This window comes from Enterococcus dongliensis, assembly GCF_031927985.1.
In the GTDB taxonomy this organism is placed as follows: domain Bacteria; phylum Bacillota; class Bacilli; order Lactobacillales; family Enterococcaceae; genus Enterococcus_A; species Enterococcus_A dongliensis.
This window is the reverse complement of the sequence record NZ_JARPZC010000003.1, coordinates 100,706-114,068: the sequence shown is the minus strand read 5'-3', so window position 1 is coordinate 114,068 and position 13,363 is coordinate 100,706. Positions and strand designations below refer to the sequence as shown.

Sequence of the window (13,363 nt, the reverse complement as noted above, 5' to 3'; positions counted from 1 at the left end):
AGCGTTATAGTTGACCTGTACAAAAATGAGGCATACGAAACAGGGGGCAATAACAATGGCTTGTACAACGATTTTAGTAGGAAAGAAAGCAGCGATGGATGGATCGACAATGATGGCGCGCAACAATGATATGTTTGTAGCAGATACTCCGCAAAAGATCCAAGTGATCCCAGCCAAAGACCATCAAGCAGGCAAGTATATTTCCAATAAGAATGGTTTTACGTTTGACTATCCGGAAAAAGCCTATCGGTATCAAATGGTGCCTAATGTGAATGTTGAAAAAGAAGGAATCTTTGGTGGTAGTGGGTTTAATGAAAAAAATGTCGGAATCAGTGCAACAGAAAGTGTTTATGCAAATGAACATGTCCTTGCTTATGATCCTTTAGTTGCAAATGGTATTGCAGAAGATTCAATGGTGGTTGCTGTTTTGCCATATATTGATTCGGCTCGTCATGGCGTAGCATATTTAGGAGAAATCATTAAAAAATATGGTTCACCTGAAGGTAACGGAGTCGTCTTTAGTGACAAAGATGAAGTGTGGTATATGGAGATCGTGACAGGTCATCACTGGGTCGCTCAACGGATTCCAGAAGACCATTATTCCGTGATTGCAAATCAAATCGCTCAAGAAGAAATCGACTTTAATGATCCAGATAATTTTATGTGGTCAGAAGGGATTCAAGCATTCGTCAAAAACCATCATTTGAATCCGGATCATGAAGGCTTTAATTTCCGCCATATTTTCGGAACAGATACTGAAAAAGATCGTTACTACAATACACCGCGCGTTTGGTTTGGTCAACGCTACTTAAATCCAGAAATCGAGCAGACTCCGGTTTCTTCAGATTTGCCATTTTTACGCAAAGCCAGTCGAAAAATCAGCCTTGAGGATGTCGCGTATATTTTAGGTTCTCATTATAATGAAACGGTTTATGATCCTTATGGAAAAGGAACGGAACGGGAAAAACATCTCTATCGCCCAATTGCTTTGAATCGGACGCAAGATTCACATATTATGCAAGTACGAAATCATGTGCCAGAAGAGCTTTCGACCATTATGTGGGTCTGTTTAGGAGTTCCTGCATTCAATCCGCACTTACCATTTTATGGAAATGCAACGGACACAGCACCAAGCTTCAATGATACTTCCTTAGAGTGGAATTTAGCGGATGGTTATTGGATGTATCGGACAATCACTGCGTTAGTAGAAGGTCATTATAGTGAATTAATCGAATCAGACATCGATTTTGTCAAAGCTAGTCGTGAAACGTTGATTCGATTAGTTGCTGAAACAGATGAAAAAGCAAAAGAGTTGCACGGAGAAGTTTTGACGGATTATTTAACTAAACAAAATCAAGAAATCGTTGCATTGATGAAAACAAAAGCGATGAAATACATTGGTCAATTAGTCAAAGACAGTATCGAGTTATCAAAATTAATTTATAAGATGGATATCAATTTGTAATGAAAAACAGCTTCCCCGATTAATTGGGAGGCTGTTTTTATGCAAAAAAATAGGTTTTGATGATGTTACTTGTTACTATGATAAAAAGGGGTGTGTTTTATGGCAAGAGCAGTTTTTTATGGAGCAATCAGTTTAGATGGTTATTTAGCAGATAAAGAAGATCGTTTAGAATGGTTGTACCAACAAGAAGGCGGAGATCTTGTCCCCTTCGATCCGTTTTATCAAATGATCGATTATACGATGATGGGACGGCGAAGCTATGATGTCGTCAAACGAGATGCCAAGTTAGAAGTAATTAATCCTGGAAAAGAAAACTTTGTTTTTAGTCACTCTATGATTGACGTCGATGACAATATACAAGTAGTCAATGATGATCCTGTTGAATTTATCAAACGATTGCCGGCAGATAAAACCATTTGGGTCATTGGCGGCGGCTCATTGTTACAACCGGTTATCGAAGCAGGACTAATCGATGAATGGTGGATTCAAATTGTCCCGATTCTATTAGGCGAGGGTGTCCCGCTCTTTTTACCACAGTCTAACCAGCAAAAATTCCAATTACTTGAAACCGAACAATTCGGCCAGTTTGCTCAACTCCATTTAAAAAAATAAAAAAGCCAGATTCTGGCTTTTTTTAATACTCATTTTCATCGATCTCACTAGCTGTAACTTGAAATTGTGCTTGGTGAGGCAACACGTTCTTTTCTTTTTTTGGAAACGTCTGGTCAAAAGCTGCTAACCCAGCAGGATCTGGATATAAACCTGGAGAAAAAAGAATGGTTCCTTTAATCCCATCAAGAGCCCCTTTTTTTAAAACAAGTGCCATAATGCCGGTATAGAATTTCCCGTCTGGCATTGAAAGTTGGTATTTTTTCGCACCAATGAAACCATAAGGATGGTAATGGTAAGGAAAGCCAGCAATGACAATAGCTGAGTAACCAAGACGTTTGGCTTCAGCGATGGAATGTTCAATCAATAATCGTCCATAACCTTGTCGATGATAAGCCGGATCGATACTGACCGGCCCAAAAGAGATCACAGGGTATTCTGTTCCATCTTCTCCAACGATTTTAGTATGACTATAAAAAATACTGCCGATAATTTTGCCATCTAACTCGATTACAAACGTTAATTCTGGAATAAAATCAGGATGATTTCGTAGTTTGTGGGCAATGTAATGTTCTTCTGCTCCAGGGACGTAAAGATTCCAAAATGCTTCACGGGTGATTTCCTCCACAGTACGATAATCTTTTGGTTCTTCATGTCTAATAATAGTTGTCAAATGATCCCTTCCAATCTGTAGTCTGATTAAGTATAACACAAGGAAAATTTGGAAAAACGATGAATTAAAAAAGCTGTAGATAGGATCCATTGGATGACTATTTTCTACAGCTTTTTCAGATAGAACTATTTAGTTAATTTGTTAAAAAATTCGATGTATTTATCGGTGATTGTTTTAAAGAATGACACTGTTCCGTCGGCAATATGTCCATCACTATCAACTAAGCTCATGATGCCACCAATATACGCTTCAGGTTGCTGCAGGGTTGGCACATCTAAGAAGACCAACGATTGACGCAATGCATGATTTGCTCCGAATCCACCAGGTCCGCCAGGAGATACTGTTACGACCAAACCAGGCTTGCCGCCCCAGACACTGCTGCCCATTGGACGAGAACCGACATCTAACGCATTTTTTAATACAGCTGGAACTGAACGGTTATATTCAGGAGATACGAAGAACAAGCCATCAACTTCGCCGACCTCGTTACGAAAACGTGTCCACGCTTCAGGAACAGAACCTTCTACTTCTAAGTCTTCATTGTAAAATGGAAGATCATCAAATTTGATAAATTTAGCTTCAAAACCCTCTGGTAATAATTCAGCAAATTGTTTAGCAACGATTTTGTTGTATGAATCTTTACGCAGACTACCAACCAAGATACCAATTGTTTTTGTCATTACAATTCCTCCGCTTCCTAGTACAGTTATGTTATAAATACATCTTACGAAAAATAAGTAAGTAGCGCAAAAGATATGCTTTTCAAGAAAAAAAGAGCTGTAAAGAAAAAACTCTTTACAGCAAACTCAAGGCGTGTTAAACTACATCTTGTGATTAATTATATGGAGGTGTAGTTATACAATGGCAGTTAAAATTCGCTTGAAACGTATGGGTTCTAAAAAGAAACCTTTCTACCGTATCGTTGTTGCTGATTCTCGTTCTCCTCGTGATGGACGTTTTATCGAAACTGTGGGTACTTACAATCCTTTGAAAAACCCTGCAGAAGTCGTGTTAAAAGAAGAAAATGTTTTAAACTGGTTACAAAAAGGTGCACAACCTTCTGATACAGTTCGTAACATTCTTTCTAAAGAAGGCATCATGCAAAAACACCACGAAGCTAAATTCGCTAAGAAATAAGGTGATCAATTATGCAAGATTTAACGAACCTTGTGTTAACAATTGTTCATCCTTTGGTGACAAAACCTGCAGAAGTGAAGTTAGAGATCGAAGAATCTAATGATTTTTTAGAGTACAACTTAACGGTTGCGCCTGAAGACATCGGCAGAATCATCGGAAAACAAGGCCGAGTAGCAAAAGCGATCCGTACGATCGTGTATAGTGTTCGGACGAATGGACCGAAAAAAATTCGTCTCAACATCGTGGATGGTAAATAAAGTGAGAACACTCGAGTCGGTTTGATTCGAGTGTTTTTTCGTTAGAAATACGGTAGACTGTAGATGGAGGTGGTCCATCATGAAAAAATATTTGTTGTTGTTTAGTGCATTGTTTGTATTAGCTGCCTGTAACTCAGAAAATAATGATTCAAAAGAGAACACCGCAGATTCTACGATTGTAACAACGGATCATTCAAAACAAAGCACATCAAGTTCAACTAAAAATAGTTCCACAGCTAACACAACTTCAGTTACTCAGACTAAACCACAAAACGAGTCAAGCCAAACGAATTCGTCCCATGAAAACCATGCATTATCAGCGATGGAAGAATTACAAGCCAACTATCCTAATGAAAGATTTCCTGATCCCGCAACTATTAGTGGAGGAAAACCGATTGGGATCGCTGTTTCTGAAGAGTCCCAGCTACTGACAGTTACTTATTACGTTGTTGAAAAAGCTACTCCATTAAATGATCCAATATTAAATGGTCAATCACCGATTGCTCAATTTCAACGCAAGATTTTCAGTACAAAAGAAGCAGCCCAAGATGAGGTCGGACAGACCTACGATCCAAATGGTCAGCCGGTCGATCTAGGATATGATATCACAGGCTATCAGACGGCAGGAGCTGGTTCTAGTTTCTTGATGTGGCAAGAAGGCAATTGGAGTTTAGCAGTACAAGCAAATAATCTTGAGCAGGAAAGTCCGCTCCCGTTAGCAAAACAAACGGTTGAATATTTGGAAAGAGCTTTTTTACCTATTCCGCATGAAGTGGGACAGATTTCTTTTCGAGTGACACCAAGTGACTATCAAGCAAATCAAGTGGTTTGGCAAGACAATCAAACCGTGTATACAATCATGAATGCTGATTCAATGAGCAGTTTAAAAATGGCTGTCTCAATGACTAAATAGAACAAGCAGAAAGAGGAAAATAAGTGACTAATTATTATAAAGTCGGGAAAATCGTCAATACTCACGGGATTCGTGGGGAAGTTCGAGTGATTTCTACTACAGATTTCGCGGAAGAACGTTATCAAGTAGGTGAACAAGTTTTCTTATTTCGAGAAAATCAAGAAGTTTTATCTTTAACCATCGCCAGTTATCGCAGACATAAAAACTTTGATTTACTTAGTTTTGAAGGCTATGGAAACATCAATCTAGTCGAACCTTTCCGTGATGGCATCTTAAAAATCTCAGAAAAACAATTAAGTGAATTGAATGAACATGAATATTACTACCACGAGATCATTGGTCTGACTGTCGTCGATAAAGATGATAAAGAGATTGGTAAAATTACTGAAATTCTCTCACCGGGAGCCAATGATGTCTGGGTCGTAAAACGTAAAGGTCAAAAAGATGCACTGATCCCTTATATCGCCTCTGTAGTAAAAGACATCGATCTAGTTGAAGGGGTCGTTCACATCGAAATACCAGAAGGACTGTTAGACGATGCGGATTGATGTCTTGACTCTTTTTCCTAAAATGATTGAAGGACCATTAGGAGAATCCATTATCGGAAAAGCAGTTGAAAAAAATTTGCTTGAGATCAACGTTCATGATTTCCGCCAATTTTCTGATAATAAACATAAACAAGTAGATGATTACCCTTATGGCGGCGGAGCAGGAATGCTATTAAAAGTTCAGCCAATCTATGACAACTTAAAAGCGATCGAAGCTGAAACTGGTGATCAGAAAAAACGAGTGATTTTACTTGATCCTGCTGGAAAACCATTTAATCAGAAAATGGCAGAAAAATTTTCACAAGAAGAACAACTAGTATTCATTTGCGGACACTATGAAGGTTATGATGAGCGAATTCGCTCACTAGTAACCGATGAAGTTTCTTTAGGTGACTATGTATTGACCGGCGGCGAACTTGGTGCAATGGTAATGATCGATGCCACAGTCCGTTTGTTGCCTGACGTTTTAGGAAATCAAACCTCAGCTAAAACGGATTCTCATTCGACTGGTTTATTAGAACATCCCCAATATACTCGTCCAGCAGAATTTAAAGGTATGGGTGTCCCGGAAGTACTAATGAATGGAAACCATCGTTTGATCGAAGAATGGCAGTTAAAAGAATCATTGCGCCGAACGTATCTACGTCGGCCAGATATGTTGGAAAAAGCAGAATTAACTCCTGAGATGGAGAAACTTTTAGCTGAGATTAAAGAAGAACAGTAAAAGACAAAAAAGTCTGTGATTTTGTAGTAGAATGCTAAAATCAGTGTAAAAAACAACAATTGTAAATCGCTCTTTCTTTGCATAATCAACAAATGAAGGAGAACCAGTGAATCGATTCGTCAAATACTTCTGACAAGAAATTTATCTTTACAGATGAGTATTCCTCTGGTAAAATGTTTAGGTGAGTGTAAAACTCATCTATTACGATAATCCGCTAGGGAATCTGCCCTAAGATTGTTTGGAAATTAGGAGAATGATAAAATGAATCCATTAATCGAAGCTTTAACTCAAGAACAATTACGTACTGACATCCCAGCATTCCGTCCTGGGGACACTGTTCGCGTTCATGCGAAAGTTGTTGAAGGAACTCGCGAACGTATCCAATTATTCGAAGGCGTAGTTATCAAACGTCGCGGAGCTGGTATCAGCGAAACTTATACTGTACGTAAAATCTCTAACGGTGTTGGTGTGGAACGTACGTATCCGCTACACACTCCACGTGTTGCAAAAATTGAAGTCGTTCGTTATGGTAAAGTACGTCGTGCAAAACTTTACTACTTACGTGCATTACACGGAAAAGCAGCTCGTATCAAAGAAATCCGTCGTTAATCAATTGTTATTCGATAGATTTAAGCCCTTGTATATCAAGGGCTTTTTTTCTTTTGTTTAAATATATAGAACTAACTTTCAATACTGATATTTCTGTCAATAAATCAATGTGTTTAAAAATAAAATAATCTGTTTAAACAGATATAAAAGGAGTGGAAAAGGTGCAATAGTGCATCATTTCCACTTCTTTTATTTTTGGCACAGTATTTGCTTATAATAAAGTGAGGTGATAAATATGAAAAAAAGATTCCTGGTTGCAACACATGGGCAACTAGCAAGTGGCTTTCAAAGCTCCTTGACAATTCTAGCAGATAAAGGGGCAGAACTTAACATAGTTGATGCATATTTAACTGATGAGGATTATACGCCGCTCATCGAAGAATTTATTGAATCTGTTGGAGAAAATGAACAAGGCGTGATTTTTACTGATTTGTTTGGAGGTAGTGTCAATCAAAAGGTCGTAACAAAACTTATGATGAGTAAAAAAGACCAAATTTTTGTTATCTCTAATAGCAATCTAGCTATTATTTTAACTTTAGTTTTGGCACCAGAAAAAGAAATTTTTACACAACAGACTATCAATGAAGCAATCAATGAAAGTCAAGTCCGTTTAGTAACGACACAATTACCTAAAGAAGAAACATTTTTTTAATATATGAAAGTAATAATTAGACAGTAGAAAACTAAGGAGGAAAATATAATGATAACTCAAATTCGTGTGGATGATCGCTTGATTCATGGGCAAGTGGCTGTGGTGTGGACAAAAGAATTAAATGCCCCATTATTAGTAGTTGCAAATGATGAGGCAGCAAAAAATGAGGTTATGCAAATGACTTTAAAAATGGCAGTACCAAATGGTATGAAGTTATTGATTCGTTCAGTAGATGATGCAATTAAAGTATTTAATGATCCAAGAGGGGCTGATAAACGTATTTTTGTCATTGTAAATAGTGTATCAGATGCAAACAAAATTGCTCAAAATGTTGAAAATTTAGCAACAGTAAATGTAGCAAATGCTGGACGATTTGACAAATCTGATCCAAAAACTAAGACAATGGTCTTTCCTAGCGTACAGCTGAATCCGGATGAGTTAGCTGCAGCAAAAGAATTATCTCGCTTGGAGCGTGTGAATAGTTACAATCAAGTTTTGCCGACGAATCCACAATTGAGTTTAAAAGAAGCTTTGAAATAGGAGGAAAACAATATGTTAATGCATGCAACGATGGCGGCTTTAGCAGTGTTCATCTGTTTTGCCGGAAACTATTTAACTGGACAGAGTATGATGGAACGTCCATTAGTAGTAGGTCTTGTAACAGGTATTCTAATGGGCGATATGAAAATAGGTATTTTAATGGGAGCGTCATTAGAAGCGGTTTTTCTAGGAAATGTAAATATTGGAGGGGTAATAGCAGCAGAACCAGTAACTGCGACCACACTAGCAACAACTTTTGCAATTATTTCTAACGTGGAACAAAATGCAGCGATGACGTTAGCAGTACCAATTGGAATGTTAGCAGCGTTTGTTGTAATGTTTCTTAAAAATGTCTTTATGAATATTTTTGCCCCAGTCCTAGACAAGGCTGCACGAGAAAATAACCAAAAAATGATCGTCACACTTCATTATGGTACTTGGGTAATTTATTACTTAATTATTGCATCAATCTCGTTTATCGGAATATTAGCGGGTAGTGGACCAGTAAATACATTTGTTGAAAATATTCCACAAAATTTAATGAACGGACTTAGCGCTGCTGGGGGGTTATTACCTGCTGTTGGGTTTGCAATGTTACTGAAATTATTATGGGACAACAAACTAGCAGTTTTTTATATCCTAGGATTTGTTCTAACTGCCTATGTTCAGTTACCAGCTGTAGCAGTTGCTGTTATTGGTGTAGTTATTTGTGTTATTAGTGCACAACGCGACTTGGAAATTAGAGATATGAGTAATGGTACTGGAAATCATCATACTGGTTCCATGACCAAAACTGAAGAAGAGGAGGACTTTTTCGCATGAAATTCCAAGAAAATTTAACTAAAGAAGAAAAGAAAATGATGCGCTCTGTTTTCTGGCGTTCATGGACAATGAATGCAAGTCGTACAGGAGCAACTCAATATCACGCTGTTGGAGTAATCTATACGTTGTTACCTGTCATTAATCGTTTTTATAAAACAAAAGAGGATCGTGCAACAGCAATTGTTCGCCATACAACTTGGTTTAATGCCACAATGCATATAAATAATTTTATTATGGGACTCGTTGCTTCAATGGAAAAACAAAATAGTGAAGACGACCACTTTGATCCTAGTTCAATTACAGCGGTTAAAGCATCCCTAATGGGACCAATCTCTGGAATTGGCGATTCATTTTTCTGGGGAATCTTACGAGTGATTGCAGCTGGGATAGGAATCTCTTTAGCTGCTACTGGTTCCCCTTTAGGTGCGGTTATGTTTCTACTCATTTATAATATCCCTGCATTTCTAATTCATTATTATGCGTTATATAGTGGCTATTCTGTTGGGGCAAGTTTTATTCAACGGATGTATGAATCAGGTGGTATGAAAATACTGACGAAAGCTTCTAGCATGTTAGGTCTGATGATGATGGGATCAATGACTGCTTCAAATGTTAAATTCAAAACAATTTTAGAAGTTAGTGTAAAAGGTAGTAAGGAAGTAATGAAGATTCAAGATTATCTTGATCAATTATTTGTAGGGATTGTTCCCTTAGCTGTAACATTATTTGCATTTTGGCTATTACGAAAAAAAGTAAATGTGAATATGGTGATGTTTGGGATCATGCTTTTAGGAATAGTATTAGGACTGTTAGGTATATGTTAAAGAAAAATGCTGTTTTTTTCGATATCGATGACACATTACTAGATAATTATGCTGCATTCAAATGTACAATAAAAAAATTTTTTCCAAATCTTTCGTTTGATGAAAATTATTTTATGCAACTATATCGTGATTTTCGTCATCATAGTGAGGAGATTTATCAACAATATCACGAAGGGCAAATAGTTCATAATTACAATCGATGGCTATCTATTTTAAAAAAATTGGAAGTAACTAATGATTCAAAGATTATCGATTTAGATAATTATTACCATGAGTGTCAAAGTAAGCAGACATTATCTGCCGAAATGACTATTCTTTTACAAGTTTTAAAAAGAGCAGATATTTTTTGTGGTGTTTTAACGAATGGATTTACTCGACAACAACAAGCTAAATTGGATCAATTAGAACTTAGCCGTTTCATTGATCCAAAGTGGCAGTTCATTTCGGAATCATTAGGAGATGCTAAACCTAATGTGAGTTGTTTTCAAAAAGTAGCTGCTAAGATACCAGAAAGTATAACAAGAATACTCTATTTAGGTGACAGTTATCGCAACGATATCATTCCTGCTCAAGCTGCTAATTGGGAACCGATTTGGTTGAATCGATTTGCTGATAAAGGAGAATTATCAGTATTGGAGGCAAAAACAAGTAGTGAAGCAGTGATCGTTTTATTGTCTCGACTACTCAGCTCTAGTAATGTAAATGCATAGAAGTTTCATTTAATTTTAAGAAAACTATTCTAGTCAGAGAGTAAATGAATCATACTCTTAACTGGGATAGTTTTTAGTGCTATGAGTTAAGTAAAAATATTCAATTAAATGACATTTTTTCTGAGATACGGTATTTTTATTGAAGGAGGTCGAGTGATGCGACAAGAGACACGTGAACAATTATTAAATTTATTGACTGAAAAGAAAGCTTTAACAACGCAAGAAATCGCTGATTCTATCTTATTAAGCCGTTCAGCTACAAGTTTGTACTTAAATGAATTATTGGATCAAAAAGAAATACAAAAAAATGGAACAAAGCCTGTATATTGGTCGCTCAAAAATGTGGGTGACAATGAAGACGTGGATGTCTTTTCTCAATATATCGGAAGTAATGGAAGTGCTAAAAAGGCAATCGAAAAATGCAAAGCTGCAGTTTTATACCCACCGTTGGGTCTGCCGCTTCTTTTACATGGAGCAAGTGGTGTGGGGAAAAGTTTTTTAGCACAGTTGATCTTTGATTATCTGCACGAAAAAAAATGTAATGGGGCACAAAATTTCTTTGTATTTAATTGTGCAGATTATGCCAATAACCCTGAGTTACTCTCTTCGATTTTATTTGGTCATACTAAGGGAGCTTTTACGGGTGCAGAAAAAGAAAAGAAAGGTCTTCTGGCCCAAGCAAATAATGGCGTTTTATTTCTAGATGAAGTTCATCGACTTTCCCATGAAAATCAGGAAAAGCTATTTCAATTTATGGATACTGGAAAATTCCGACCTGTTGGAGAGGAAGCAGAGTTAATCCATTCAAATGTACGTTTATTATTCGCCACCACAGAGATACCTGAAGAGGTATTATTACCAACCTTTTATCGCCGCATCTCTGTAATTATCGACTTGCCCACTTTTCACGAACGGCCAATCTTTGAGAGGATAGAGCTCGTTAACTATTTATTTGAACGTGAATCAAAACGAATCAAGAAAAGTATCATAATCTCAAATGATGTTTTTTCTGAGTTAACAACACAAGAGCTGTCGGGAAATATTGGAAGTTTAGCTAATCAGGTAAGAATGGATTGCGCAGACGCTTTACGCGTATCTCCAAATAGTCAAACCTTGTTTGTTGGAGAAAACAAGCAATCTGTTATTCAAATCAATTATCCGTCTGATTTGACATCCTCGGTAGAAGAGACTCCGCTTTTTGCTAAAAAAATTACGCCATTACTCCAAATAACTGATTTCATTACATTAAAGGATGAATTGCGTGCTTTTGATAGTCAATATTTAGAAAATACGGTGACGTTGATAAATGATAGCTTAGCATTAAATATCAAAACAAATGTTCAAAAACAAAATCATCAGATTGTTGATAATGAAATGCTGACTAAAGAAGCGCTAGATACTGTTTGTCGGTTGTTACAAGTTTTAAAAGAGGAAATATCTCCGCAAAAAATAGAAGAAAAAATGTATCTGTTCTCAAAGCAATATCCTAGAACGTCACTTCTAGTCACAAATCTGACTAAAAAGTTACCAATGGAAATTCAGAGCTTTGTCACTTTTTTCTTGGGAGTAATGTTGATCGGTAAAGTTTCAGAAGAAATTCGGTATCAAGCACTTCTTGTCGCACACGGCAATACGACAGCAAGTAGTATTCAAGCTGTAGCAAATAAAATGTGTGGAGATTATGTTTTTGATGCTATCAATATGCCATTAACTTCTTCTGCCAGAGATATTATAGCAGAAGTTAATGACTGGCTTTCAGAAAGAGACACATCAGAAGGAGTCATTATGTTGGTGGACATGGGTTCATTAACACAATTGTATAAAAGTTTAAAACCTCAGATACTTGGAGAACTCCTAGTAATCAATAATCTAACAACTTCTTACGCTCTAGAGATTGGACAACAACTAGTCAATGGAAATCTTTTTTATGAAATTGCCAAAACGACTGAACGAGACTTTATTACTAATGTACAGTATTTTGAAGGATTTGCGGTAGAAAAAAATGTTATCATTGCAAGTATTTCTGGACGAGATGTTGCCAAAAAAATAAAAGCGATTTGTGAAAAATATTTTAATCCTGATATTAAACTCATAGTCTTGAACTTCAGTGAACTAGTAAATACTTTAGAAAGAGCTTATTCAGAAGAAGGATATTTAAAAGAGACAGCAGCAATCTTGACGACTTCCTACCTAGATAATAAAACACCTGTCGCTAGTATCAATCTAATTGATGTTTTAGATGAAGATGCTGAAAATCAATTGAATATACAATTGAAAAATTTAATCCATCCTAGTAGCATCCCATTATTGGTAAATGAATTTATTCATTTCTTTTCTAAAGAAGGCCTTTCTGAAAAGCTTGAATTTTTAAATCCAGATGTTATTATTCGACAAGTAGAAGATGTCGTTGGAAAATGTGAGAAAAGATTTAATTTGCAATTAAATGCTAAGATGAAGTTTAATCTGATGATGCACATAGCTTTAATGGTAGAACGTACCATTCTCGGTGCTGAGGACTATCCAGTTCCAGAAGATATTAACCAACTGAGCATTAATAGCAAACCGTTCTATCAAAATGTCCAAACGATTTTTTATACATTGGAACAATTTTATAAGATTAAGATATCGACCTGGGAACTGTATATTATTTATGAGATTTTGATTGGCTGAGATTGTTTAATAAACTGTATGTTAGTAAAAAAATCAAGTTGTTTTTAGTTACGTTTATCGATTGTTGTGGTCTATAAAATGATTTAGAAATTTGATTGTATAATTTGACAAGTAATCTGTTGTTAATTCTAGAGATATATCACAAACTCTTGAGAAATCAAGAGTTTTTATTTATCAAAGAAGAATGCTTTTTTAAACAGCAAATTAATT

Annotated in this window: 16 protein-coding genes; 14 read left to right on the top strand and 2 right to left on the bottom strand. The window is 36.4% G+C overall.

Going from position 1 to position 13,363, the window contains the following annotated elements; all coding sequences use genetic code 11:
- The first annotated feature begins 55 nt into the window (after positions 1-55).
- Both P7D84_RS03540 and P7D84_RS03535 read left to right on the top strand, forming a co-directional pair.
- Complete coding sequence (locus P7D84_RS03540; protein ID WP_311805039.1) at positions 56-1,465, top strand: C69 family dipeptidase; 1,410 nt, start codon at positions 56-58, stop codon at positions 1,463-1,465.
- A gap of 99 nt (positions 1,466-1,564) precedes the next feature.
- The gene (locus P7D84_RS03535; RefSeq protein ID WP_311800070.1) at positions 1,565-2,077 is read left to right on the top strand and encodes a dihydrofolate reductase family protein; all 513 of its coding nucleotides are present in this window, start codon (positions 1,565-1,567) and stop codon (positions 2,075-2,077) included.
- A 22-nt stretch (positions 2,078-2,099) separates the two neighbouring features.
- On the opposite strand, the gene P7D84_RS03530 is transcribed toward P7D84_RS03535, so the two are convergent.
- Positions 2,100-2,747, bottom strand: coding sequence for a GNAT family N-acetyltransferase (locus tag P7D84_RS03530; RefSeq protein ID WP_311805037.1), 648 nt, complete (start codon positions 2,745-2,747; stop codon positions 2,100-2,102).
- A gap of 125 nt (positions 2,748-2,872) precedes the next feature.
- Positions 2,873-3,427 carry an NADPH-dependent FMN reductase gene (locus tag P7D84_RS03525; RefSeq protein WP_311805036.1) on the bottom strand — a complete coding sequence of 185 codons (555 nt, stop codon included), beginning with the start codon at positions 3,425-3,427 and terminating at the stop codon, positions 2,873-2,875.
- 181 nt (positions 3,428-3,608) lie between these two features.
- On the opposite strand from P7D84_RS03525, the gene rpsP reads away from it, so the two are divergent.
- From rpsP to P7D84_RS03465, 12 genes are all read left to right on the top strand, one after another.
- The gene (rpsP, locus tag P7D84_RS03520) at positions 3,609-3,884 is read left to right on the top strand and encodes a 30S ribosomal protein S16 (protein ID WP_311800067.1); all 276 of its coding nucleotides are present in this window, start codon (positions 3,609-3,611) and stop codon (positions 3,882-3,884) included.
- Between the two features lie 11 nt (positions 3,885-3,895).
- Complete coding sequence (locus P7D84_RS03515) at positions 3,896-4,141, top strand: KH domain-containing protein (protein ID WP_311801128.1); 246 nt, start codon at positions 3,896-3,898, stop codon at positions 4,139-4,141.
- Positions 4,142-4,220: 79 nt separating this feature from the next.
- Positions 4,221-5,054, top strand: a complete 834-nt coding sequence (locus P7D84_RS03510) for a membrane lipoprotein lipid attachment site-containing protein (protein WP_311805034.1) — start codon at positions 4,221-4,223, stop codon at positions 5,052-5,054.
- A 23-nt stretch (positions 5,055-5,077) separates the two neighbouring features.
- A complete protein-coding gene (gene rimM, locus P7D84_RS03505; RefSeq protein ID WP_311805032.1) occupies positions 5,078-5,602 on the top strand; it encodes a ribosome maturation factor RimM in 525 nt (174 codons plus the stop codon).
- Positions 5,592-6,326: a tRNA (guanosine(37)-N1)-methyltransferase TrmD gene (gene trmD / locus P7D84_RS03500; RefSeq protein ID WP_311805030.1), complete on the top strand. Its 735-nt coding sequence runs from the start codon at positions 5,592-5,594 to the stop codon at positions 6,324-6,326. Before rimM ends, trmD begins: the two co-directional genes overlap by 11 nt.
- Before the next feature lie 261 nt (positions 6,327-6,587).
- Positions 6,588-6,935, top strand: coding sequence for a 50S ribosomal protein L19 (gene rplS, locus P7D84_RS03495; RefSeq protein ID WP_137609293.1), 348 nt, complete (start codon positions 6,588-6,590; stop codon positions 6,933-6,935).
- A gap of 235 nt (positions 6,936-7,170) precedes the next feature.
- On the top strand, positions 7,171-7,587 hold the full coding sequence (locus P7D84_RS03490; protein ID WP_137604464.1) for a PTS sugar transporter subunit IIA domain-containing protein: 417 nt from the start codon (positions 7,171-7,173) through the stop codon (positions 7,585-7,587).
- 48 nt (positions 7,588-7,635) lie between these two features.
- The gene (locus tag P7D84_RS03485) at positions 7,636-8,127 is read left to right on the top strand and encodes a PTS sugar transporter subunit IIB (RefSeq protein WP_137604465.1); all 492 of its coding nucleotides are present in this window, start codon (positions 7,636-7,638) and stop codon (positions 8,125-8,127) included.
- 12 nt (positions 8,128-8,139) lie between these two features.
- On the top strand, positions 8,140-8,949 hold the full coding sequence (locus tag P7D84_RS03480) for a PTS mannose/fructose/sorbose/N-acetylgalactosamine transporter subunit IIC (protein WP_311805028.1): 810 nt from the start codon (positions 8,140-8,142) through the stop codon (positions 8,947-8,949).
- Complete coding sequence (locus P7D84_RS03475) at positions 8,946-9,773, top strand: PTS system mannose/fructose/sorbose family transporter subunit IID (protein ID WP_137604467.1); 828 nt, start codon at positions 8,946-8,948, stop codon at positions 9,771-9,773. Before P7D84_RS03480 ends, P7D84_RS03475 begins: the two co-directional genes overlap by 4 nt.
- Complete coding sequence (locus P7D84_RS03470) at positions 9,767-10,483, top strand: HAD family hydrolase (protein ID WP_137604468.1); 717 nt, start codon at positions 9,767-9,769, stop codon at positions 10,481-10,483. Before P7D84_RS03475 ends, P7D84_RS03470 begins: the two co-directional genes overlap by 7 nt.
- A 156-nt stretch (positions 10,484-10,639) precedes the next feature.
- Positions 10,640-13,153 carry a sigma 54-interacting transcriptional regulator gene (locus tag P7D84_RS03465; protein WP_311805027.1) on the top strand — a complete coding sequence of 838 codons (2,514 nt, stop codon included), beginning with the start codon at positions 10,640-10,642 and terminating at the stop codon, positions 13,151-13,153.
- Positions 13,154-13,363: the final 210 nt, after the last annotated feature.

Bases quoted from the DNA above. Each gene is read 5' to 3' on its own strand.
- P7D84_RS03475 (WP_137604467.1), top strand. From the start codon at position 8,946: ATGAAATTCCAAGAAAATTTAACTAAAGAAGAAAAGAAAATGATGCGC.
- P7D84_RS03470 (WP_137604468.1), top strand. From the start codon at position 9,767: ATGTTAAAGAAAAATGCTGTTTTTTTCGATATCGATGACACATTACTA.
- rplS (WP_137609293.1), top strand. From the start codon at position 6,588: ATGAATCCATTAATCGAAGCTTTAACTCAAGAACAATTACGTACTGAC.
- P7D84_RS03525 (WP_311805036.1), bottom strand. From the start codon at position 3,427: ATGACAAAAACAATTGGTATCTTGGTTGGTAGTCTGCGTAAAGATTCA.
- rpsP (WP_311800067.1), top strand. From the start codon at position 3,609: ATGGCAGTTAAAATTCGCTTGAAACGTATGGGTTCTAAAAAGAAACCT.
- P7D84_RS03515 (WP_311801128.1), top strand. From the start codon at position 3,896: ATGCAAGATTTAACGAACCTTGTGTTAACAATTGTTCATCCTTTGGTG.
- trmD (WP_311805030.1), top strand. From the start codon at position 5,592: ATGCGGATTGATGTCTTGACTCTTTTTCCTAAAATGATTGAAGGACCA.
- P7D84_RS03490 (WP_137604464.1), top strand. From the start codon at position 7,171: ATGAAAAAAAGATTCCTGGTTGCAACACATGGGCAACTAGCAAGTGGC.
- P7D84_RS03485 (WP_137604465.1), top strand. From the start codon at position 7,636: ATGATAACTCAAATTCGTGTGGATGATCGCTTGATTCATGGGCAAGTG.
- P7D84_RS03480 (WP_311805028.1), top strand. From the start codon at position 8,140: ATGTTAATGCATGCAACGATGGCGGCTTTAGCAGTGTTCATCTGTTTT.
- P7D84_RS03465 (WP_311805027.1), top strand. From the start codon at position 10,640: ATGCGACAAGAGACACGTGAACAATTATTAAATTTATTGACTGAAAAG.
- P7D84_RS03510 (WP_311805034.1), top strand. From the start codon at position 4,221: ATGAAAAAATATTTGTTGTTGTTTAGTGCATTGTTTGTATTAGCTGCC.
- P7D84_RS03540 (WP_311805039.1), top strand. From the start codon at position 56: ATGGCTTGTACAACGATTTTAGTAGGAAAGAAAGCAGCGATGGATGGA.
- P7D84_RS03535 (WP_311800070.1), top strand. From the start codon at position 1,565: ATGGCAAGAGCAGTTTTTTATGGAGCAATCAGTTTAGATGGTTATTTA.